Below are 21,927 nucleotides of genomic sequence, written 5' to 3' on the forward strand. Positions count from 1 at the left end.
GGTGCTGAAGGGCTCCGCCCGGTGCCCGGACGAATTCGACGGAGATTGTGCTGCTGGGGGGCGAAAACCGGCCCGCGGCATCCGTTCTCGGCTCAATCTCCGTCGAAATCGTTCACGCCGACCTGACCGCTGCCGTTCATTCGGTGGCAACCTGGCGCTGCCACAGTGTCGGCATGACTGCCGAACGACCTCAGAGCATCGCCATCGTGGGCCACTATGTGCGGCTCGAACCTCTCACCCGCGCGCTGCTGCCCGAGCTGCACGGCGCGATCGCGCATCCAATGGTTTTCGACGGCGGTTTTGGCGGCGGCCCGGGTGGGCTCCGCACCGACCCGGCCGAGTTCACCGACTGGGCGGATGCCTACGTTCACTGGGCGGGACTCCCCTACGCGGTGCGCGTGGCCGGCGGCCCGCACGCCGGTGACCTCGTGGGCATGTCCACGCTCGGCGACCTGCACCTGGAACACGAGTCGGCCCATGTGGGCTGGACCGCCTACGATCCGCGGGTCTGGGGCACCGCCGTCAACGCGGAGACGAAGCTACTGCTGCTCGGGCTGGCCTTCGACCACGGGTTCGGTCGGGTGAAGATCCAGGCGGATGTGATGAACGTGCGGTCCTGCGCGGCCATCGCGGGCATCGGGGCCACGTATGAGGGGATTATCCGCCGGGAGCGGCGCCGGGCTGACGGCAGCTGGCGGGACACCGTGATCTACTCGATCCTCGACAACGAGTGGCCTCGGGTGCGGGCCGGGCTGCGGGCGCGGCTCGACGGGTACGGCGCGCGATCGGTTCAGTACCGGGTGCGGCCGCTCGAGACGAGAGACGTGGCCTGACGGCGACGCCGCCGGATGCCCGTTTGCGTCGTCCGGCGCGTTCCGGCGCGTGCTGCGGGCCGCGGTCGAGCGCGTCCGTGCGGAGTGTCGGCGGGGCGCGGTACAGTCGGCAGGTGAGAGACGTTTCCGCCGCCGGACGAATCCGGGTCACCCTGCAGTTCATGGGCATGGGTGTGGTCTGGGGATCCAGTTTCCTGTTCATGAAAGTGGCCCTCGAGGGGGTCACGTTCGGCCAGGTGGCGTGGTCGCGGCTGGTGCTCGGCGGATTCACGCTCGGCCTGATCGTGCTGGTCAGCCGTCCGCGTGTGGCCAATGGGCCGGTGCTACCGCGCGAGAAGGTGGTCTGGCTGCATTTCCTGGTGATCGCGATCACCGGATGCGTCGTGCCGCACCTTTTGTTCGCGTGGGCGGAGCAGTACGTGTCGTCGAGTTTGGCCAGCATCTACAACGCCGTGACGCCGATCATGACCGCGGTGATGGCGACGCTCGCGTTCCGGGTGGAGCGGCTCGTGCGCGGGCAGGTGGCAGGCATCCTCGTGGGCATCGCCGGCGTTGTCGTGATCATCGCGCCGTGGCGCTACGCGGCCCTGACCGGCGACCTCTGGGGCCAGCTGGCCTGCCTGGGCGCGGCGGTCTGCTACGGTTTTACGTTCGGCTACACGCGCCGGTTCCTGAGTGGCCGGCCGATCGCCCCCGCGACCTTCGCGTTCTTGAACATCGGCATCGCCGGGGCGATCATGCTTGTGGCCACCCCGGTGGTGGCGGCGTATCCGGTGGCACTGACCGTGCCGATCGTGGCCGGACTGCTCACTCTCGGCGCGCTCGGCACTGGCGTTGCCTACATCTGGCACATCAACGTGCTGCGCGCTTGGGGACCGACGAACGCGTCGACGGTGACGTATGTCACACCCGTCGTCGGGGTGCTGCTGGGGGTGCTCGTGCTCTCGGAGACCTTCTCGTGGCACGAGCCGGCCGGGGCGGCGCTGGTGCTGCTCGGCATCCTGCTGACCCAGCGGCGGCTGCTCTTGCCTGGGCGGGCGGGGTCGGAGCGGCGGTCGGCGCGGCCGGTGAGGGCGGCCCGGTCGTCAGGGTCGTCCGGGTCGGCGGAGTCGTCCGCGCCGCTGCAGCGGTCACGGAGTTGACGGCGGCCGGTATGGCGCCGGAATCGGAGCGGCCGGAAATGCGCTGGGAACGGGTGGCCGCGTCCGGGTAGGAGCCCTCGGCCTCCATCGGGGACGGCGGGCAGTGCCGATCGTGCGGTCACCGCGCGCGAAACGGTATCGTCGAACCATGGCTGCACACGAGGAATTGCCCGCCGGCGCGGGGCAGGAAGCGATCGACGAACTGGGCAGCATCCGTCAGAGCATCGACAACATCGACGCCGCGCTGATCCACTTGCTGGCGGAGCGGTTCAAGTTCACCCAGCAGGTCGGACGGCTCAAGGCCACGCACGGCCTGCCCCCGGCCGACCCCGAGCGGGAGCTGTTACAGATCCAGCGACTGCGCGGACTGGCCGAGGAGGCTCGGCTCGACCCGGCCTTCGCCGAGAAGTTCCTGAACTTCATCATCGCCGAGGTCATCCACCACCACGAGAAGATCGCCGGCACCGAGTCCGCGAACGGGTCAGCGCCCCGAGCTGCGGGGGCACGAACAGATGTCGCACGGCCGGTCGTGGGCACCAGCCCCGCTTCTTCCGCCACCACGTCGCCGGCCACCTCATGACTTCTCAGACCAACGCGCTCGCCGGGGCGGCGCGCGCCCTTCCGGCCCAGTTCGGCAAGACCTTCGTCGTCACCGGCGCCAACGCCGGCCTCGGCTACTTCACCACCGAGCAACTCGCCGCCGCGGGCGCCCACGTCGTGCTGGCCTGCCGCAATCTCGCGAAGACGGAGGCCGCGGTCGCGGCCATCCACGCCCGGGTGCCCGGGGCATCCGTGTCGGCGATACCGCTGGACCTGAGCGACCTCACCCAGGTGCACCGTGCCGCGGACGCGCTGCTGGAGTTGCCGCGGATCGATGGGTTGATCCTGAACGCGGGCATCGTGCACCCGCCGCGCAGGCGCGAGCTGAGCCCCGACGGGCACGAACTCGTCTTCGCGACCAATTACCTCGGCCATTTCTCGCTCACCGAGCGGGTGCTGCCGGCTCTGCGGCGCACGCCCGGCAGCCGGGTCGTCGCGCTCGGGTCGATGATTTCACGGCTGCTGGACTCGCCGCTGCTCGACCTGCAGTTGGAGTCCGGCTACAACCGGTGGAAGGCTTACGCGCAGTCGAAGATCGCCATGCAGGTGTTCGGCTTCGAGCTCGATCGACGGCTGCGGGCGGCCGGCGCCGGCGGCACTGACGGGGTGCAAAGCCTCGTCGCACACCCCGGTTACTCGATTTCGGGTCTGACGCCGGGCATCCGCGGGGTCAATCAGCCGTCGCGTGCGAGCCGGTTCGCCGACACCCTGCAGTCCTTCGGTGCGCAGGGCAAGGACGCCGGCGCCTGGCCCACGGTGAGTGCGGCCGTCGACCCGGATGCCCGTGGCGGCGACTACTACGGCCCTCGCTACCTCACGCGCGGCCTGCCGACGCTGCAGGAGCCCACGCGCACCTCGCTCGACCCCGCGGTCGCAGAGTCGCTCTGGTCACGCTCGGAGCTCCTCCTCGGCGCCCCCTTCTCGATCTAGCGGTCGCCCCGCTGCACGGCCCCGCGTGCGCTCAAAACGCCGCCATACGATGGGGAATGGCGGCGTTTCTCGCGCACGCGACCTCCTGGAGAAGGCATGGGGCGGGAGGTGGGATTTAGGAGATCCAACCGCGATCGAGAAGGGCGGTGCGAATTCGGGCGATGATCGCAAGGGGAGAGTGGGATTTGTTGACACGGATGACCCGCCACCCTTCTTCCATGGGTTCGTCCAGCCGGTCGATGTCGCGGTGAAACTGTCGTTCGTCTTCGCGGTGCTGCCCGCCGTCATACTCGATCAGGACCTTGTAGCGCAGGTAGGCGAGATCGCCCAGGGCCATGAAGGCGCCGTATCGATTGACGAGGGTCAGGTTCACTTCCGGCTCAGGCAGGCCGGCCCGCACGATGAGGAGGCGCAGCACTGTTTCCTTGGCCGAATCGGTGCGCGGACGGACCAGGGCGAGGGCCTCGCGGAGGCGACAGGCACCGGGCAAGCCCGCGTGCCGTGCAACGGCCACCTGGAGTTCCGCCATCGTGGCCGGAGGCCGCTGTCGGCGCACGAGGGAGTCGCCAATGATGATCAACTCATCGAGGGTGAGGACCGTCGACAGCTGGACCCACGCGTCGACCGCTGAAGCGACGGCAAGGTGTCCCACCGAAACCACGCGCACCCGGTCCAGCGGAATCAGATGCCCGCGCACGCCCTTGCCGCGGCGGCGCCGGGTCCGAATGCTTGTGCCGACATCCACGATTGACCGCTCGAGGAGCCGTGCAGGAAGAGGTAGCCCGTGGAGAAGCGCGGCCGTCGCGTGGCTGAAGAACTGATCTGACGGCATCCGCACCGCGTAGTCACAGGCCCGGGTGCGCGCTGCTGCACGGATCCGGGCCCACCTGTCCGCGTCGCTGATGGGGGCCGGCGACGGGCCGCGCCCCACAGGCACCCGCACGCCGTGGAAGGGCCGCGCGAGGTCGCTGCGCCGCAGCCGCCCGGAATTGACTCCCCGATGTCGAGCGTCGGCGACGGAAAACGGCCCATCACCGAGCCCGGCCGGCAGCTCAGAAGGCGGTCTCATCGCACGATGATGCCACCCGCTGCAATTCGCGCGGTGCTCTATCCACAGGCGCCGACCGCAGACGCTCGCGCGTGCGCGGAAAGTGCCACTTTGATCCCGGCGATGGCGGCCGATTGGTCGCACGCAGGGGCGAAACGGGGTCGGACGGGCGGGCGGAGGGAGGAGGGACGCGGGAGAACGGGCAGAGGAGGAACCCCTACTGCGCGAAACGGGAGGGGAGGGTGCTGCGGTGACGCGTCTGCAGGTCGGCGAGCAACACCGTGAAGTGGTCCTGGATCTCCAGGCTCGCCGAGGTCGCGTCCGTCACGCCGATGCGCAGCACCGGGTAGCCCCGCCCCTCGCAGAGTCCGAGGAACTTTACGTCGTCTTCCCGAGGAACCGATACGATCACGCGTCCGGCCGACTCCGAGAACAGGGCGACGGATGCGTCCACGCCGTCGCGCTCGCAGATGTCGCCGAGCCACACGCGGGCTCCGACCCCGAACCGGAGCACCGCTTCGGCCAGCGTCTGCGCCAGCCCACCCGAGCTGAGGTCGTGGGCGCTGTCGATGAGCGCCTCGATCGACGCCGCGTGCAGCAGCCCCGCCAGGGCGGCTTCGCCGGCCAGGTCGACGACGGGCGGCAGCCCGCCCAGGTGGTCGTGGATGACATCGGCCCAGGCAGAGCCGTCCAGTTCCTCGCGGGTCACGCCGAGCAGGTAGATGTTGTGGCCGTCGTCCTGCCAGCCGCTGGGCACGCGGCGGGCGACGTCGTCGATCACGCCGAGCACGGCGACCACAGGGGTCGGGTGGATCGGCTGGTCGCCGGTCTGGTTGTAGAACGACACGTTGCCGCCGGTGACCGGGATCTCGAGCGCCAGGCATCCGTCGGCCAGACCGTCGACGGTCTGGGCGAACTGCCACATCACCTCGGGGTTCTCCGGCGAGCCGAAGTTGAGGCAGTCGCTGATGCCGACCGGCACCGCGCCGGTCACGGCCACGTTGCGGTAGGCCTCGGCGAGAGCGAGCTGCGCGCCGCGGTACGGGTCGAGCTGGCAGTAACGGCCGTTCGCATCGGTGGCGATGACGAAGCCGAGGCCCGACTCCTCGTCGATCCGGATCATGCCCGCGTCGTCGGGGAACGAGAGGGCCGTGTTGCCCATCACGTAGCGGTCGTACTGGTCGGTGATCCAGCTCGGGTCGGCCAGGTTCGGCGAGCCGAGCAGGGCCAGGAACTGCTCACGCAGCACCTCGGGTGAGGTCGGGCGGGGCAGCGCGGAGGCGGTGTCGGCCTGCAGCCCGTCGAGCCAGGTGGGGTAGGCGACCGGGCGGTCGTAGACCGGCCCGTCGACCGCGACAGTGCGCGGGTCCACGTTGACGATCTCCTTGCCGTGCCAGTCGATGATGAGCCGGCCGGAGTCGGTGACCTCGCCGAGCACGCTGGTCTCGACATCCCATTTGGCGGTGACAGCGAGGAAGCCGGCGAGCTTCTCCGGGGTGACGACGGCCATCATGCGTTCCTGGCTCTCGCTCATCAGGATCTCTTCGGCCGTCAGGGTGGGGTCACGCAGCAGCACCTTGTCGAGCTCGATGAACATGCCGCCGTCGCCGTTGGAGGCGAGCTCGCTGGTGGCGCAGGAGATGCCTGCGGCGCCCAGGTCCTGGATGCCCTCGACGAGCTTCTCGCGGTAGAGCTCGAGGCAGCACTCGATCAGCACCTTCTCGGCGAACGGGTCGCCGACCTGCACGGCGGGGCGTTTGGTCGGGCCGCCTTCGGAGAAGGTGTCCGAGGCGAGAATGGATGCCCCGCCGATGCCGTCGCCGCCGGTGCGGGCTCCGAAGAGCACCACCTGGTTGCCGGCGCCGGTGGCGTTGGCGAGGTGCAGGTCCTCGTGGCGCAGCACGCCCACGGAGAGCGCGTTGACGAGCGGGTTGCCCTGGTAGACCTTGTCGAACCAGGTCTCGCCGCCGATGTTGGGCAGGCCGAGGCAGTTGCCGTAGAAGGAGATGCCCGACACGACGCCGTGCACGACGCGGGCGGTGTCGGGGTCGTCGAGACGTCCGAAGCGGAGGGCATCCATCACGGCGACCGGGCGGGCGCCCATCGAGATGATGTCGCGCACGATGCCGCCGACGCCGGTCGCGGCCCCCTGGAACGGCTCGATGTAGGAGGGGTGGTTGTGGGACTCGATCTTGAACGTGACCGCCCAGCCCTCGCCGACGTCCAGCACGCCGGCGTTCTCGCCCATGCCGACCATGAGGTTCTTCTTCATGGCGGGGGAGACCTTCTCGCCGAACGAGCGCAGGTACTTCTTCGAACTCTTGTAGGAGCAGTGCTCGCTCCACATCACCGAGTACATGGCGAGCTCGCCGCTGGTGGGGCGGCGGCCGAGGATCTGGCGGATCTCGGCGTACTCGCCCGGGGTCAACCCCAGCGCGTCGAACGGCTGCTCTTTCTCGGGCGTCGCAATCGCGTTTGCAACGGTGTCGGCAATGCCGCGGGAGGGTGTGGTGGTAACAGCGGTCACGAGTGGCGTTCTCCCAGAGATAACGGATGCTTGACCTGGCGAGTCTACCCGCCGCGCCGCTTCAGCGCCGGTTCCGAGACCGCCCGGCTAGAGCCTGGCCGCGGCCTGGCCGCCCGCTAGCTGCGCCCGCCGGGAGGACCCAGCGACAGCATCACCGTCATGATCGCCACCGCGGCCACGGCGAAACTGCTGATCAGGATCACCGGACGGTTCAGCATCCAGCGCAGCAGCGTGCCCACCCGGGTGTGGTCGCGCGGGTCGTCGGTGGCGACGCGGCGCCAGTCGCCGTCGAGCCGGCCGGTGCGGTCGAGACGGATGTCGAACGGCACCGTCGCGTAGGGCACGATCGCCGTGGCGACGGCGAGCACCATCAGACGGACCGGCCAGCGCTGGTTCAAGCCCACCAGCACGGCGGTCAGGGCGTAACTGATGAAGACGAACCCGTGCAGGGAGCCTGCGATCCGCACCGGGGTGCCGCCGGCATCCGCCACGTATTTCAGCAGCATGCCGCCGATCAGGAGGGTCCAGGTCACCGCCTCAGCGATGGCGATGGTGCGGTAGAAGAGGCGGGGAGACACGGGGGAACACTCCAGGGGGTGGGGAACGGGACGAAAAAAAGGGGGAGCTTCGATCTTCGCAGGGTTGCGGCGGAGCCGCGCATCGGTCGATCGGATGTCACGACGGATCAGTGGGGCAGAGGACCGCCCAGCCGACTGTGCGAGTCTGAAGGGATGACGTACCTTCCCGCAGACACCCGCTACGACTCCATGCCCTACCGCCGCACCGGGCGCAGCGGCCTCAAACTTCCCGCGATCTCGCTGGGCCTCTGGCAGAATTTCGGCGGCACCGCACCGATGGAGACACAGCGCGCCATCCTGCGCCGCGCCTTCGACCTGGGCGTCACCCACTTCGACCTGGCCAACAACTACGGCCCGCCCAAGGGCAGCTCCGAGAGCAACTTCGGCGTGCACCTCGCGCAGGATTTCGCCTCGCACCGCGACGAGCTGGTCATCTCGACCAAGGCCGGCTACGGCATGTGGTCGGGCCCGTACGGCTCGTGGGGTTCCCGCAAGTACCTGCTCTCGAGCCTCGACGCGTCCCTCGGCCGCATGGGCCTGGACTACGTCGACATCTTCTACTCCCATCGGGCCGACCCGGACACCCCGCTCGAGGAGACGATGGGCGCGCTGCACACGGCCGTCACGAGCGGTCGGGCGCTGTACGCCGGCATCTCCTCGTACTCGCCCGAGCGCACCCGGCAGGCCGCCGCGATCCTGGCCGAGATGGGCACGCCGCTGCTGATCCACCAGCCCTCGTACTCGATGTTCAACCGCTGGGTCGAAGACGGACTGCTCGACACCCTCGACGACCTCGGCGTCGGCTGCATCGCCTTCTCCCCGCTGGCGCAGGGGCTGCTCACCGACCGCTACCTGAACGGGGTGCCCGAGGGGTCCCGCGCCTCGCAGGCCGGCTCGATGAGCCGCGACATGGTGAACGATGCGACGGTGGGGCGCATCCGTGCCCTGACCGAGATCGCGGATGCCCGCAGTCAGTCGCTCGCCCAGCTCGCCCTGTCGTGGGTGCTGCGACGCGAAACCGTCACCACGGCGCTGGTCGGCGCCTCCTCGGTGAAGCAGTTGGAGACGAACGTCGCCGCGATCGACAACCTTGCGTTCACCGACGCCGAGATCGCGGCGATCGACGAGCACGCCGTCGACATGGGCATCAACCTGTGGGAGCCGTCTAGCGCCGTCTAGCCTTGGCGACATCGACGGATGACTCGGGCGGGCCGCTGCGGCGCCCGCGCCGTGAGCGCCGGGAAACTTTCCTCGACAGGTTATTAAAAGCAGAGTTATCCTTTTAATAAATCGCACGATGAGATCGAGGAGACTGCTAGTGGCCAGAATGAGTGTGGAAGTGGAACTCGAGAAGGGCGAAGTGACGAAGTACCGGCGTCACGAGAACGGGCGTGGACTGGTGTCGCCCGGCGCCCAGGTGAACCCGAGCGCCTACGTGTCGAGCGCAACGTATGTGGAGAGTGACGCTCAGGTCGGGCCTGAATCGTGGATCGGGCAGGGGAGCTGGATCGACCACGGGGCGATCATCGGAGCGCGGGTCTTCGTCGGCGCGAACGTGCATGTCGGGGCCGATGCGATTGTCGGAAACGAGGCGCGCCTGGCCAGTAACACGGACATCGGCCGCGGGGCTTTCATCGCCGACGGTGCGGTCATCGACCACGAAATTGCGGTCCCGGAGTTCACCGACGTCAGCGCACGGCCGTCCGCCCGATCGGACACGGTCCCGCCGGGAGGACTGTCGGCGGCACCCGGCCTCGACCGTGCCGGATGGCGGCGAACCTGGGGTGCTCGGCGCAGGCCGTCGTCTCGCCTGCCGGCTCCTCCGGCGACGGCCACGGTGTCCTGAGCCACGGTGTCCTCAGAGCAGGAAGCAGGCAGGACGGGATCCGATTCCGGTTGTCCCTAGTCGTGGCTGGCGGGCTCTGCCTCAGGGCCCGCCGAGTGCCGGGCGAGCACGTAGAGCAGGTCGGACAGCCGGTTGAGGTAGTGGAAGACGTCATCGCTGACCAAGTGACCGGCCGCTCCCGCCCGGACCGTGTGCCGCTCGGCTCGCCGCACGACCGTTCTGGACAGGTCGATGGCGGCCTCGGTGGGCGTCGACCCGGGGATCAGGAAGACCGGGCGCAGCGGCCGGGCGGCGACGAGCCGGTCGATGAGTTCCTCCAGCTCCGTGACCATTTCGGGAACGACCTGCGATATGCGCGGGACGAGGCGGTCGCGGCGCTCCGGGTTGGCGGCCAGATCGGCTGCGACGACGAATAAATCGCGCTGCACCCGGAACAGGATCGCGGCATGCTCGGGCTCGGCGCAGCCCGCCCGCGCGATGCCGAGGGCCGACACCGCTTCGTCGATATCGCCGACCGCGTCCATGAGTTCATCACCCTTGGAGACCCTGCCGCCGTGAAGCATCCCGGTGCTGCCGGCGTCGCCGGTCCTGGTGTAGATTCTTGCCATTTCGTGGCCTTCCGTTGATCGCCGGACTAGGCTGACGAAGTCGCTGGACTAGCTCCGGACGATTCCATCGTTTCATGCATTCGCGGACCGGTGGGGGCTGTCTGCCCTCGGCACGCGAGGCGTCTGGCCACCGGTTGAAGGTCGCCCACGCACGGAACATCACCACCCCTATCGACGTGGTTGCGACACGGGGCTCAGATTCGCGAGACCTCCTCGCGTCGCGCGTTTCGCGCGCCGCAAGGTCGAGGAACAGTTCGGGCTTTCATCGCGAACTGCAGGAAAGGCCCGCAATGACGGCCCGCGCACACTTCCGAACCTTCGCCGGAATCCTCCTGACGATCGCCACCACCGGCCTGGTGGTGTTGGCGTCACCCTCGGTCTCGGCGAACGCCCAGAGCCGCGCCGACGCGTGCGCCGCCGGCACCGGAGTCACCGTCGTCGTCGATTCCAGCGATCTGGGCGGCACGACGACGACGGGATGCGCACCGGGCGACCCTGAGACCGGTCGCGACGCGCTGTCCTCGGCCGGCTTCACGGCCCAGGACTCCGCACCCGGCATGATCTGCGCGATCGACAGCCTGCCTGACCCGTGCCCGACGACCTTTGACGGATCGTTCTGGTCGTACTGGCACGCGCAGCCGGGGGACGCGTGGACCAGCTACCTCGTCGGTGCGGACGCCAGTGCCCCCGTGCGGGGCGAGGTCGAGGGGTGGCGCTACAACGACGGCTCGGTCGGACCCGGCAGCGGCACCGCCACGGAACAGGGTCCGCCGGCCGAGGTGGAAACCGAGGCCTCGGGGAGCTCGCAGGAGGAGTCGTCTCAGGGAGACGGCCTGGTGATCACGGCCGTTGCGTCCGCATCCCTGCTCCTGCTGATCGCCGCCGCGATCGTGCTGTTCGTGCGTCGCCGGAAGGCTCAGGCCCGGCCGTGAGCGTTGCCCTGCACCCGATGGCGTGGTGGGTGTGGGCGCTCGGCCTCGCGCTGGCCACGACGCGCACCGAAGACGCCTGGTTGGTCGGGTTGATCGTGGCCGCCGCCGTGGTCGTCGTCTTCTCCTGCCGGGATGAGTCCCCCTGGGCCAGGGCCTTTCCCGCCTATCTGGTTCTGGGGGCGGTGATCGTGCTGGTCCGGGTCGCTTTCCATGTGCTCGTGGGCCTCAAGACGGGAGACCCGACGATCATCGCCCTGCCGCGGATCCCGCTTCCCCGGTGGGCCGGCGGCATCCAGTTGCTGGGCCCCGTCTCGCTTCCCGGCCTGCTGTCTGCGGCCTTCACCGGCTTCCAGCTGGCGGCACTGATCATCTGCATCGGGGCCGCGAACGCCCTGGCCAACCCCAAGCGGGCTCTGCGGAGTCTGCCGGCGGCCCTGCACCAGCTCGGCACCGCGGTTGTCATCGCGGTGACGCTCGCACCCCAACTCGTGGGCTCGTGGCGACGCGTGCAGCGTGCCCGTTCGTTGCGCGGCCACCGCCCGCGCGGGATGCGCGCGGCGCTCGCCCCCAGGATGCCGGTGTTGCAGGATGCCCTGGACCGGGTGCTCGCCCTGGCCGCGTCGATGGACTCCCGCGGTTGTGCGCGCTCGGTGCCCGGCCGGGGGAGCCGGGTGGTGCTGCCGCTGATGCTCGTTGCCCTGCTCGGCGCCGTGGTGGGCACCTACGTGCTGCTGGACGGGACCGCGCCGAGCCGGCTGGGACTGCCGCTGCTCGCGGTCAGCGCCATGGTGGCGGTCGCGGGTTTGATCGTGGCGTCGCACCGGATCCGGCACACCCGCTACCGGCCGGATCCCTGGCGGGCGCAGGAGAGCCTCGTCGCGGCATCCGGGATCACCGTGGCCGTTCTCGTGACCGTCGCGGCCGGCAGCGGGAATCGACCGGTTGCGGGTGTATATCTGCTGGGCTGGCTGATGCCGATCCTCCTCGCCGCCATCGCGGCGATGCCGGCCGCACTCGCACCACGGTCCGTGCGATGATCCGGCTCGACGGGGTCACGTTCACCTACCCCGACGCCCCGGAACCGGCGTTGATCCGCCTCGACCTCACCATCCCGGAGGGCGAGTTGTGCCTCGTGGTCGGCCCGACGGGATCCGGCAAGTCGACCCTGCTGCAACTGGTGAACGGGCTCGCGCCGCACTTCACGGGCGGCCTGCTGCAGGGCACGGTCACGGTGGACGACCGTGACACCCGACTGCACCGCCCGCGCGATCTCGCTGATCTCGTCGGTGTCGTCGGCCAGGACCCCGCGGCGGGATTCGTGACCGACACGGTGGACGAAGAACTCGCCTATGGCATGGAACAGCTCGGTCTGCCCGGCGCCGTGATGCGCAAACGCGTCGAGGAGATCGTCGACCTGCTCGGCCTGGAACCGCTGCGCGGACGTGCCCTCGCCGACCTGTCGGGTGGTGAGCAGCAACGGGTCGCGCTCGGTGCGGTGATGACCAGCCACCCCCGCGTCCTGGTGCTGGACGAACCCACCTCGGCGCTCGACCCGACGGCCGCCGAAGAGGTGCTCGCGGCGATCAGCCGGCTGGTTCAGGATGTCGGCATGACGGTTCTGCTCGCTGAGCACCGCCTCGAGCGCGTCGCCCAGTTCGCGGATTCCGCGATCCGTCTCCATCCGGACGGGACCGCCACGCACGGCCCCACGGCAAAGGTGCTGGCATCCTCCCCGATCGCCCCTCCGGTGATCGAGCTCGGACGTCTGATGGGCTGGGATCCACTTCCGGTGTCGGTGCGGGACGCGCGCCGTCAGGCAGAGGCCCTGCGGGCACGGCTGCAGGGGAGCGCGGCGGCCCCGCCCGCCGCACCACCGGAACCGACGGGCACGGTCATTCTCTCCGCCCGCGGACTCCGAGTGCGGTATGGGGCGATCCCGGCCCTCGACGGTGTTGACCTGTCCCTGCGGGCCGGTGAGATCGTCGCGGTGATGGGTCGGAACGGTTCCGGCAAGTCGTCGCTGCTCTGGGCGTTGCAGAGGGCCGGACGGCGAGCCGGCGGAACGGTGCAGATCGCTCTGCCCGAGGGGCGGCTCCCGGCCGGGACACCCCCGATCCGCGCGTTCCGGTGGCCTCGGCCGCCGGCCGGCGGGACGGCCGGGGCCGTCGACCCGGCGACGCTGCGGGCGGATCTGGCGCGGAGGCAGATCGCCTTGGTGCCGCAGGTGCCGGCCGACCTGCTCTACCTCGACACGGTGGCGGCGGAGTGCGCAGACTCGGATCGGCAGGGTGCCGCGGTCCCGGGTGCGACCGCGGCCATTCTGAGGCGGCTGGCCCCCGGAATCCCGCCGGGCCGGCATCCCCGGGACCTGTCCGAGGGGCAGCGCCTGGCGCTGGTGCTGGCGATCCAGTCGGCCGCGTCCCCGCGCATCCTGTTGCTGGACGAACCGACCCGGGGACTCGACTACGCGACGAAGGGGCGGGTGGCCGCCGAGATCGCAGACCGTGCGGCGGCGGGAGGCAGCGTGCTGCTGTCCAGCCACGACGTGGAATTCGTGGCGGGGGTCGCCGACCGGGTGGTCGTGCTGGCCCACGGCGAGATCGTCGCTGACGGCTCCGCCCGCGAGGTGCTCTCGACCTCACCCGGCTTCGCGCCCCAGGTCGCGAAGATCCTGCGCCCGGTGCCCCTGCTGACGGTCGACGCCGTGCGTCGCGCCCTGATGGTGGCCCGGTGATCACCGGCAGCCGTGCGCTTCCGGTGCCGCCGCGCACGGTTCTCGCCCTGATGCTGGCGTCCCTGGTGGGGATTCTTGCCTTCGGCTGGCCGCTGTTCGCGGGCCGGGGCACCCTCCTGGAGCGGAATGCGAGCGCTCCGCTGATCCTCGGCGCGGTGCTTGTCGGAGTGATGGCGACCGTCCTGGTCGCCCTCGGCGACGGCGGGATCGACGTCAAGGCCATCGCGATCCTCGGGTTGCTCTCCGGTGTCGGCGCCGACCTGCGGCCGCTCTCGGCCGGCAGCGCCGGCATCGAATTCGTCTTCTTCTTCATCATTCTCGGAGGGCGCGTCTTCGGGCCGGGATTCGGCTTCGCGCTGGGGTCGACGACCCTGTTCGCGTCGGCGCTCCTCACGGGCGGGGTCGGGCCGTGGCTGCCGTTTCAGATGCTCGCCGCGTCCTGGAGCGGGATGGGAGCCGGGTTGTTGCCCGCACGGGTTCGCGGACGCACCGAGATCGTGGTGCTCGCGTTCTATGCGGCGCTGTGCGGATTCGTCTACGGGCAGGCGATGAACCTGTCGTTCTGGCCCTTCACCCTGGGGCCGGACACGGCGCTCAGCTTCGTTCCGGGGGCTCCGCTCGGCGAGACGCTGACGACCTTTTTCCGCTTCAGCATCGCAACCTCTTTCGGTTGGGACCTGATGCGGGCCATCGTGCTGGCCGGCGGCGTGGCACTGATCGGCTGGCCCGTGCTGGCAGCCCTGCGCCGCACGGCGAGGCGGGCCTTCTTCTCCGCCGCACTGCCCGCACGGGACACGCCCGAGCCGAAGCCGAAAGAAACAAAATCACTACATGTAGTGGTTCACTAGGTAGTTGACACCCACTGGTAGTGATCCTGAATTCGGGTGTCGTGAATGGGGAGCGAACGTGAGTAACAGGAATCAGAACGCCGAAGCCGGGTCCGGCGGAAGTAAGAAAGGCGCGCGCGGCGCCGGACTGGCCATCGAGCGCCACTTCAGCACGGCCGGGGTTCACCCCTACGACGAGGTGGTCTGGGAGCTCCGCGACGTCGTGCAGACGAACTGGAAGAGCGGCGAAACCGTCTTCGAGCAGACGGGCGTCGAGTTCCCGGACACCTGGTCGGCGAACGCCTCCACCATCGTCAGCACGAAGTACTTCCGCGGGGCCGTCGGGTCGTCCGAGCGGGAGTCCAGCCTCAAGCAGCTGATCGACCGGGTGGTCGGGGCGTATGTCGCTGCCGGGGCGGCGAACGGCTACTTCGCCGGCGATGATGACGCGGAGATATTCGGGGCGGAACTGACCTGGCTGCTGCTGCACCAGGTCTTCTCGTTCAACTCCCCGGTGTGGTTCAACGTCGGGACACCCTCGCCGCAGCAGGTCAGCGCCTGCTTCATCCTCGCCGTCGAGGACACCATGGAATCCATTCTCGGCTGGTACCGCGATGAGGGGATGATCTTCAAGGGCGGCTCCGGGGCTGGAGTGAACCTGTCCAACCTGCGGTCCTCCATGGAACTGCTCTCCTCCGGCGGAACCGCCAGTGGGCCCGTCTCGTTCATGCGTGGCGCCGACGCCAGCGCCGGCACGATCAAGTCCGGTGGGGCGACCCGGCGGGCGGCGAAAATGGTGGTGCTCGACGTGGACCACCCCGACATCGTGCAATTCATCGAGGCCAAGTCGCGGGAGGAAGGCAAGATCCGCGCTCTGCGTGACGCCGGCTACGACATGGACCTCGGCGGCGAGGACCTGGCCAGCGTGCAGTACCAGAACGCCAACAACACGGTTCGGGTCACCGACGCGTTCATGCGATCCGTGGAGAACGACACCAGCTTCTCCCTCACCTCCCGCCAGGACGGCAGCGAAATCGAGTCGGTGAGCGGCGCGGCCCTGTTCCGTCAGCTCGCCCAGGCGGCGTGGGACTGCGCCGACCCGGGCATCCAGTACGACGGCGCCATCAGCGACTGGCACACCACTCCCGAATCGGGTCGGATCTCGGCGTCGAATCCCTGCTCCGAGTACATGTCGCTCGACAACTCGTCGTGCAACCTGGCCTCCCTCAACCTGCTCGCCTTCCTCCGCACCGACACCGCGGGGGAGGACGTGTTCGACACCGATGCGTTCGTTCGAGCGGTCGAGCTGATCATCACGGCGATGGACATCTCGATCTGTTTCGCCCACTACCCCACAGCGACCATCGGCGAGACGACCCGTGCGTTCCGCCAGCTGGGCATCGGCTATGCCAACCTCGGCGCCCTGCTGATGGCCACCGGCCACGCCTACGATTCCGAGTCCGGGCGGTCCCTGGCCGCCGGGATCACCTCCCTGATGACGGGAACCGCCTACCGGCGGTCCGCCGAGCTGGCCGGGGTGGTCGGCCCCTATGAGGGCTTCGCGCAGAACGCGGAGGCCCACACCCGGGTGATGCAGAAGCACGCGACAGCGGACATCACGCTGCACTCAATGGATGGCATGAGCGGAGAAATCCACGATCGGGCATCGGGCGTCTGGCACGAGGCCGTCACGCTCGGAGAGGTGTCGGGCTGGCGCAACGCGCAGGCGAGCCTTCTCGCGCCCACCGGCACCATCGGTTTCATGATGGACTGCGACACCACGGGAATCGAACCGGATTTCTCGCTGGTGAAGTTCAAGAAGCTGGTGGGCGGCGGCTCGATGCAGATCGTCAACCAGACCGTCCCCCGCGCGCTGCGCGGCCTGGGGTATTCGAAGGAGGCCGTCGAGGCGATCGTCGAACACATCGCCCTGCACGGGCATGTCGTCGATGCTCCCGGACTCGAGCCGGAACACTACGCGATCTTCGACTGCGCCATGGGTCAGCGGGCCATCGCGCCAATGGGCCACGTGCGCATGATGGCCGCGGTTCAGCCGTTCCTCTCCGGAGCCATCTCCAAGACCGTCAACCTGCCGCAGAGCGCCACGGTCGACGCGGTGGAGGAGGTCTACTTCCAGGGCTGGAAGCTCGGGCTTAAGGCGGTGGCCATCTACCGCGACAACTGCAAGGTCGGCCAGCCCCTGTCGGACGGCAAGGCCGACCCGGTCCCCCTGCCGGTCGCGCAGCCCTTGTCGGCGCAGTCAGCGACACCTCCGATCCGCCGGCGCCTGCCGAAGTCCCGCACGTCGATCACCACGTCCTTCGCCGTCGCCGGGGCCGAGGGACATCTCACGGCGGGGTTGTACCCCAACGCGGAACTCGGCGAGATCTTCCTGCGGTTGGGCAAGCAGGGCTCGACTCTGTCCGGGGTCATGGACGCGTTCTCCATCGCGGTCTCCATCGGCCTGCAGTACGGGGTGCCGCTGCCAACCTACGTCGAGAAGTTCACCAACCTGCGCTTCGAACCTGCGGGGATGACCGATGACCCGGACATCCGGATGGCGCAGTCGATGATGGACTACATTTTCCGCCGCCTGGCCCTGGACCACCTGCCCTACGCCACGCGCTCCGCGATGGGGATCTTTACGACCGCCGAACGCGTCTCGCAGCTCGATGCGGGTGGCTATGACGCAACGGAAACGGCGGAACCGAGCCCGGTGCTGCCTCCGGCCGGGCCGGCGGTAGTGGCGACTCGGCCGGTGCATTCCTCGGCGGAACTGCTCGAGGCGCAGCAGGGTCTCAGCCTGGATTCGCCGCTGTGCATGTCGTGCGGCACCGCCATGCGCCCGTCCGGTTCGTGCTACGTGTGCGAAAGCTGTGGCAGCACGAGCGGCTGCAGCTGAGGCGCATCGCGGCCTGACTGCGGTGGGCTGTCGCCACTGGCCGCCTCGAGGAGCCAACGTCCTCGGCGAGATGCGCCAGGGCAGGAGCGACGGTCGGGTCGTCATCACGGACTCGGCGCACCCGCTGCCGATGCGGCACCGGACGGGAGGCTCGCCGTCGTCAGCTGGATGACGGCCAGCGCGGACCGCGCGTGGACCGCGGCCTCGGCCGCGGTCACCGGTTCCAGCAGCCCGAGCAGCCGCCTCCGGTAGTCCTCGCCCAGCAGCAGTGCGTAGAGCTGCTCGGCCTGGGCAGCGGCCACCTGGCCGTGCTCGGCCCGAATGTGGTCCGCGAGGCGCGCGATGTGGCGCATGTCGCCGTTGTCGTGCAGCCGTCGGGCGAGTTCGGGAAAACGCAGCGACTCGGCGATCACAAGGCGGTGCAGTCCGATCATCTGAGCCGAGTGCAACCCGTACACGATACGCGCGGCGAGTGATTCCAGCGTCTCCGGACGGAGAGACTCGCCACTGACGTTCGCGGCGAGGCGTCGCTGCATCTCGGTGAAGACGCCGTCCTTGTTGCCGAAGTAGGTGTAGATGGTGCGCTTGGTGACGCGGGCCGCGGCGGCAATCCGGTCCACCGTCGCCGTGCCGAAGCCATATTCAAGGAAGACCGGCAACGCGGCGTCGAGAATCTGGCCTCGACGCTCGACGCGCCCCGCCTCCGTGGGTCGGCCGCGCTTGCGAACCGGGCTCGCTGGGGTCGCTGAATCCATGGCCGGCCCTCCGGATCTTCGAAAAAAAACGTTAAACGTAAACGTACTCTCGGATGTAGAATGAAACTAATTCGTATCATTTAAATTCGATGCGACTCTTCGATCTCCGACCTCACGAAGGCCGAGCAGGGAGTTCTTTCATGACCACTCGACCGCGTACATCCGTGGCGACCAAGTCCCGACCATCGACCTCTTCGGGCCAACCGACCCCGAACGCCAAACTGGACGTCTCCCCGGCCGACCGGGAACTCTTGACCGGGTTCTACCGCCAGATGATGCTCATCCGCCGGTTTGAAGAACGAGCCGCACGGGCCTACACGCAAGCGCTGATCGGCGGCTACTGCCACCTGAATCTCGGCGAGGAGGCTGCGGTCGTCGGGCTCATGTCCGCGCTGCGCCCGAGCGACTACCTCTTCACCAACTACCGCGAGCATGGCTACGCGATCACCCGCGGCATCCACCCCAACCGGGTGATGGCCGAACTGTACGGCCGTGCCGACGGGGTGTCCAAGGGGTGGGGCGGCTCGATGCACATGTTCGACCTCGAGAAGCGGATGCTGGGCGGCTACGGCATCGTCGGCGGCCAGATCCCGCTGGCGACGGGGGCCGCCCTGGCCATCGACTACCGCGACGGCGACGAGATCGTGCTGTGCACGATGGGCGATGGCACCACGAACATCGGAGCATTCCACGAGTCTCTGAACATCGCGTCTCTCTGGAACCTTCCGATCGTCTACGTCATCATCAACAACAGGCTGGGAATGGCCACGACGGTCGACAAGGCGTCGGCCGAGCCGGACCTCTACAAGCGCGCATCCGCGTACCGGATGGCGTCGGAACGCGTCGATGGGCTCGATCCCGTCGCCGTGTTCGAGGCCGCCCAGCGTGCCGTTGCTCAGGCTCGCAGCGGTAAGCCCTTCCTGCTCGAGGTCGTGACGGAACGACTGCGTGGGCACTCCGTCGTCGACCCGGCCAAGTACCGCTCCGACGAGGAGATGTCCCTGGTCAAGGAACGAGACCCGGTGCACACCTTCGCCGACAAGCTGGTCGCGGACGGTCTGCTCGACGAGCAGGAACTGGCAAAGATCGACGAGGAAGTATCCCGTCAGGCAACCGAGGCGGCGGCGTTCGCCGAGAACAGCCCGTTCCCGGATGTGTCGACCCTGTTCGACTACACCTACGCCACAGCCGTGGCCAATGACTCCCATCGGTTGCCCGGGCAGCCTCTGTTCGAGCCGGCACCGATCCCCGACTACGGAGTCAACCAATGAGCATCATGACCTATCGCCAGGCACTGCACGACACGCTGCGTTCCGAGATGCTGCGGGACGAGAATGTGTTCCTGATGGGTGAGGAGATCGGCCTCTTCGAAGGCGCGTACAAGATCACCGCGGGCATGCTCGATGAGTTCGGCGAGAAACGCGTGCGGGACACCTCGATCGCCGAAGAGGGTTTCACCGGTGCCGCCATCGGCGCCGCGATGCTCGGGCTCCGCCCCGTGGTCGAGATCATGACCATCAACTTCTCCCTGCTCGCGCTCGACCAGATCGTGAACCACGCCGCCAAGATCTACGGCATGTTCGGTGGACAGGCCCGGGTGCCCCTCGTCATCCGTACGCCGGGTGGCGGCGGACAGCAACTGGGTGCGACCCACTCGCAGAACATCGAGCTCTTCTACGCCTTCGTCCCCGGAATGAAGGTCGTCGCACCCAGCACACCGGCCGACGCCAAGGCGCTTCTGATCGCGGCGATCCGGGACGATGACCCCGTGCTCTTCCTGGAAAACCTGTCGCTCTACAACGTCAAGGGCGAGGTGCCCGACGGTGACGTGCCGGCCGAAATCGGCAAGGCCGCCGTCACCCGCACGGGGAGGGACATCACCCTGATCGGCTATTCACGGATGGCCCACGTCGCGTCTCAGGTCGCGGCGCAGCTCGCGGAATCGGACGGCCTCGACATCGAGGTCATCGACCTGCGCAGTCTGCGTCCGCTGGACCGCGAAACGGTCGTGGAGTCCGTCAAGAAGACTCACGCCGCCGTCATCCTCGAGGATGACTGGCTGACCTATGGAATCGGCGCCGAGATTGCGGCCTCGATCTCCGACGGCGCCTTCGACTACCTGGACGCGCCCGTGCGCCGCGTCGCCATGGCCGAGGTGCCCCTGCCGTACTCAAAACCACTGGAGACGGCCGCGTTGCCGTCGGCGGAGGACGTCATCGGCGCCATCCGTCAGACCCTCGACGCCGTCGGTCGCCGCCGCTACCCGATGGGTGAAAAATCATGATCGAAATCACAATGCCCCGCCTCTCCGACACCATGGAGGAAGGCGCCATCGCCATCTGGCACAAGCAGCCCGGTGACCGGGTCGAGGTCGGGGACCTGCTCGTCGAGATCGAGACCGACAAGGCGACGATGGAGTACGAGGCCTACGAGGCCGGCACCCTGTCCGAGCACCTCGTGGCCGAGGGGAAGCTGGTCTCCATCGGCGTGCCGATCGCGCTGCTGGACGATGGCAAGGCGGGCGCCGCGCCCGCACCCGCGGCGACGCCGGCCACCGCTACCGGCGCACCGGCGGCTGCTCCGGCGACCGAAGCTGCCCCCGCGGCCGAGGCCGCACCGGCACCTGCTCCGACCGACGACACTGCCGATGGGACTGCCGCCGGGAACGGTGAGCGTCTCTTCGCGTCTCCGCTGGTGCGCAAGCTCGCACGGGAACACCACCTCGACCTGAGCCAGGTGCGCGGCACGGGACCCGGCGGCCGCATCATCCGTTCGGACACCGACGCGCTGCTCGCCCAGGCGACCGCGCCCGCCGCCGACTCCGCCGACTCCGCCGCACCCGTCGTCGCTCCGAGCGCGGCAGCCGCCACAACCTCACCGGACACCGTCGACAAGCGCGCGTCCGAGGCCATCCCGCTCAGCAACATGCGCCGCATCATCGCGCGGCGGCTGGGCGAGAGCGCCCGCACCATTCCGCACTTCTTCGTCACCGGTGCGGCCGATGCCGAGAACCTGGTGCAGCTGCGCACCGAGCTGAACGCGCAACTGGTTCAGGCCGGTCGGCCGAAGGTGAGCATCAACGACCTACTGATCCGGGCGAGCGCGCTCGCCCTGCGCGAGCACCCCGAGGTCAACGCGTCTTACATCGACGACGCGAGCGGCGAGATGCTGGTGCACCACCGCGTCAACATCGGTGTGGCCGTCGCCTCGGGCAACGGCCTCGTGGTTCCCGTGATCGAGGACGCGGACCAGAAGACAGTCAGCCAGCTCGGTACGGAGGCCAAGCAGCTTGTCGGCCTGGCCAACGCCAAGAAGCTCACGGCCGGCCAGATGTCGGGTGGGACGTTCACGATCAGCAACCTCGGCATGTTCGGGGTGGAGCAGTTCACCGCGATCATCAACCCGCCCGAAGGGGCGATCCTGGCCGTCGGCGGCACCGCTCGCGAGGCGGTCGTGGTCGGGGATGATATCGTCGCCCGGCACCGGATGCGCTACACCCTGTCAGCGGACCACCGGATCATCGACGGGGCCGTGGCCGCACAGTTCCTGCAGACGCTGACCCGTCTGATCGAGAACCCGTGGACGATCATCGCCTGATCACCGGACTGCCTGATCGCCTGATGGCCTGATCTCGGCGAGAGGAGTCACCTGGGCACTTATTTGTC

Annotated in this window: 18 protein-coding genes and 1 pseudogene; 14 read left to right on the forward strand and 5 right to left on the reverse strand. The window is 68.7% G+C overall.

What is annotated here, in order from left to right; genetic code table 11:
- Window positions 1–173 precede the first annotated feature (173 nt).
- The 4 genes and pseudogenes from E3O62_RS11640 to E3O62_RS11655 all read left to right on the forward strand — a co-directional run bounded on the left by E3O62_RS11640 (window position 174) and on the right by E3O62_RS11655 (window position 3,505).
- Window positions 174–833: a GNAT family N-acetyltransferase gene (locus tag E3O62_RS11640; protein WP_134395918.1), complete on the forward strand. Its 660-nt coding sequence runs from the start codon at window positions 174–176 to the stop codon at window positions 831–833.
- A 167-nt stretch (window positions 834–1,000) separates the two neighbouring features.
- A complete protein-coding gene (locus tag E3O62_RS11645; RefSeq protein ID WP_134398624.1) occupies window positions 1,001–1,975 on the forward strand; it encodes a DMT family transporter in 975 nt (324 codons plus the stop codon).
- 148 nt (window positions 1,976–2,123) lie between these two features.
- Window positions 2,124–2,450 (forward strand): annotated as a pseudogene (locus tag E3O62_RS11650) (chorismate mutase); the annotation flags it as partial.
- A 101-nt stretch (window positions 2,451–2,551) separates the two neighbouring features.
- A complete protein-coding gene (locus E3O62_RS11655) occupies window positions 2,552–3,505 on the forward strand; it encodes an SDR family NAD(P)-dependent oxidoreductase (RefSeq protein ID WP_134398597.1) in 954 nt (317 codons plus the stop codon).
- A 115-nt stretch (window positions 3,506–3,620) separates the two neighbouring features.
- Here E3O62_RS11655 and E3O62_RS11660 read toward each other — a convergent pair whose 3' ends face one another.
- The 3 genes from E3O62_RS11660 to E3O62_RS11670 all read right to left on the reverse strand — a co-directional run bounded on the left by E3O62_RS11660 (window position 3,621) and on the right by E3O62_RS11670 (window position 7,658).
- The gene (locus E3O62_RS11660; RefSeq protein ID WP_134398598.1) at window positions 3,621–4,574 is read right to left on the reverse strand and encodes a hypothetical protein; all 954 of its coding nucleotides are present in this window, start codon (window positions 4,572–4,574) and stop codon (window positions 3,621–3,623) included.
- 196 nt (window positions 4,575–4,770) lie between these two features.
- Complete coding sequence (gene purL / locus E3O62_RS11665; protein WP_134398599.1) at window positions 4,771–7,080, reverse strand: phosphoribosylformylglycinamidine synthase subunit PurL; 2,310 nt, start codon at window positions 7,078–7,080, stop codon at window positions 4,771–4,773.
- 116 nt (window positions 7,081–7,196) lie between these two features.
- Window positions 7,197–7,658, reverse strand: coding sequence for a DUF3817 domain-containing protein (locus E3O62_RS11670; RefSeq protein ID WP_134398600.1), 462 nt, complete (start codon window positions 7,656–7,658; stop codon window positions 7,197–7,199).
- A 153-nt stretch (window positions 7,659–7,811) separates the two neighbouring features.
- Here E3O62_RS11670 and mgrA point away from each other — a divergent pair, with 153 nt between their 5' ends.
- Window positions 7,812–8,837, forward strand: a complete 1,026-nt coding sequence (gene mgrA / locus E3O62_RS11675; protein WP_134398601.1) for an L-glyceraldehyde 3-phosphate reductase — start codon at window positions 7,812–7,814, stop codon at window positions 8,835–8,837.
- 148 nt (window positions 8,838–8,985) lie between these two features.
- Window positions 8,986–9,504, forward strand: coding sequence for a hypothetical protein (locus E3O62_RS11680; RefSeq protein WP_241973458.1), 519 nt, complete (start codon window positions 8,986–8,988; stop codon window positions 9,502–9,504).
- Between the two features lie 56 nt (window positions 9,505–9,560).
- Here the strand turns inward: E3O62_RS11680 and E3O62_RS11685 are convergent, their stop codons facing one another.
- Entirely contained in the window at window positions 9,561–10,112 is a 552-nt protein-coding gene (locus E3O62_RS11685; RefSeq protein WP_134398603.1) for a cob(I)yrinic acid a,c-diamide adenosyltransferase, read from the reverse strand.
- 290 nt (window positions 10,113–10,402) lie between these two features.
- Between E3O62_RS11685 and E3O62_RS11690 the strand changes: the two genes are divergently transcribed.
- The 5 genes from E3O62_RS11690 to E3O62_RS11710 are packed head-to-tail and all read left to right on the forward strand — an operon-like array spanning window position 10,403 to window position 17,507.
- The gene (locus E3O62_RS11690) at window positions 10,403–11,044 is read left to right on the forward strand and encodes a hypothetical protein (RefSeq protein WP_134398604.1); all 642 of its coding nucleotides are present in this window, start codon (window positions 10,403–10,405) and stop codon (window positions 11,042–11,044) included.
- Window positions 11,041–12,081: an energy-coupling factor transporter transmembrane protein EcfT gene (locus tag E3O62_RS11695; RefSeq protein WP_134398605.1), complete on the forward strand. Its 1,041-nt coding sequence runs from the start codon at window positions 11,041–11,043 to the stop codon at window positions 12,079–12,081. The genes E3O62_RS11690 and E3O62_RS11695 overlap by 4 nt, the downstream gene beginning before the upstream one ends.
- Window positions 12,078–13,778: an ABC transporter ATP-binding protein gene (locus E3O62_RS11700; protein WP_134398606.1), complete on the forward strand. Its 1,701-nt coding sequence runs from the start codon at window positions 12,078–12,080 to the stop codon at window positions 13,776–13,778. Before E3O62_RS11695 ends, E3O62_RS11700 begins: the two co-directional genes overlap by 4 nt.
- A complete protein-coding gene (locus E3O62_RS11705; protein WP_241973456.1) occupies window positions 13,775–14,626 on the forward strand; it encodes an ECF transporter S component in 852 nt (283 codons plus the stop codon). Before E3O62_RS11700 ends, E3O62_RS11705 begins: the two co-directional genes overlap by 4 nt.
- Before the next feature lie 58 nt (window positions 14,627–14,684).
- Window positions 14,685–17,507 (forward strand): vitamin B12-dependent ribonucleotide reductase, encoded by a 2,823-nt coding sequence (locus tag E3O62_RS11710; RefSeq protein ID WP_134398607.1) that lies wholly within the window; start codon window positions 14,685–14,687, stop codon window positions 17,505–17,507.
- 104 nt (window positions 17,508–17,611) lie between these two features.
- On the opposite strand, the gene E3O62_RS11715 is transcribed toward E3O62_RS11710, so the two are convergent.
- Complete coding sequence (locus E3O62_RS11715) at window positions 17,612–18,262, reverse strand: TetR/AcrR family transcriptional regulator (RefSeq protein ID WP_134398608.1); 651 nt, start codon at window positions 18,260–18,262, stop codon at window positions 17,612–17,614.
- 140 nt (window positions 18,263–18,402) lie between these two features.
- On the opposite strand from E3O62_RS11715, the gene pdhA reads away from it, so the two are divergent.
- The 3 genes from pdhA to E3O62_RS11730 are packed head-to-tail and all read left to right on the forward strand — an operon-like array spanning window position 18,403 to window position 21,859.
- Complete coding sequence (gene pdhA / locus E3O62_RS11720) at window positions 18,403–19,533, forward strand: pyruvate dehydrogenase (acetyl-transferring) E1 component subunit alpha (protein WP_134398609.1); 1,131 nt, start codon at window positions 18,403–18,405, stop codon at window positions 19,531–19,533.
- Window positions 19,530–20,546, forward strand: a complete 1,017-nt coding sequence (locus E3O62_RS11725; RefSeq protein ID WP_134398610.1) for an alpha-ketoacid dehydrogenase subunit beta — start codon at window positions 19,530–19,532, stop codon at window positions 20,544–20,546. The genes pdhA and E3O62_RS11725 overlap by 4 nt, the downstream gene beginning before the upstream one ends.
- Window positions 20,543–21,859, forward strand: a complete 1,317-nt coding sequence (locus E3O62_RS11730; protein ID WP_174720138.1) for a dihydrolipoamide acetyltransferase family protein — start codon at window positions 20,543–20,545, stop codon at window positions 21,857–21,859. Before E3O62_RS11725 ends, E3O62_RS11730 begins: the two co-directional genes overlap by 4 nt.
- The last annotated feature ends 68 nt before the right edge of the window (window positions 21,860–21,927 follow it).

The organism is Cryobacterium sp. TMT2-15-1 (genome assembly GCF_004402345.1).
GTDB lineage: Bacteria > Actinomycetota > Actinomycetes > Actinomycetales > Microbacteriaceae > Cryobacterium > Cryobacterium sandaracinum.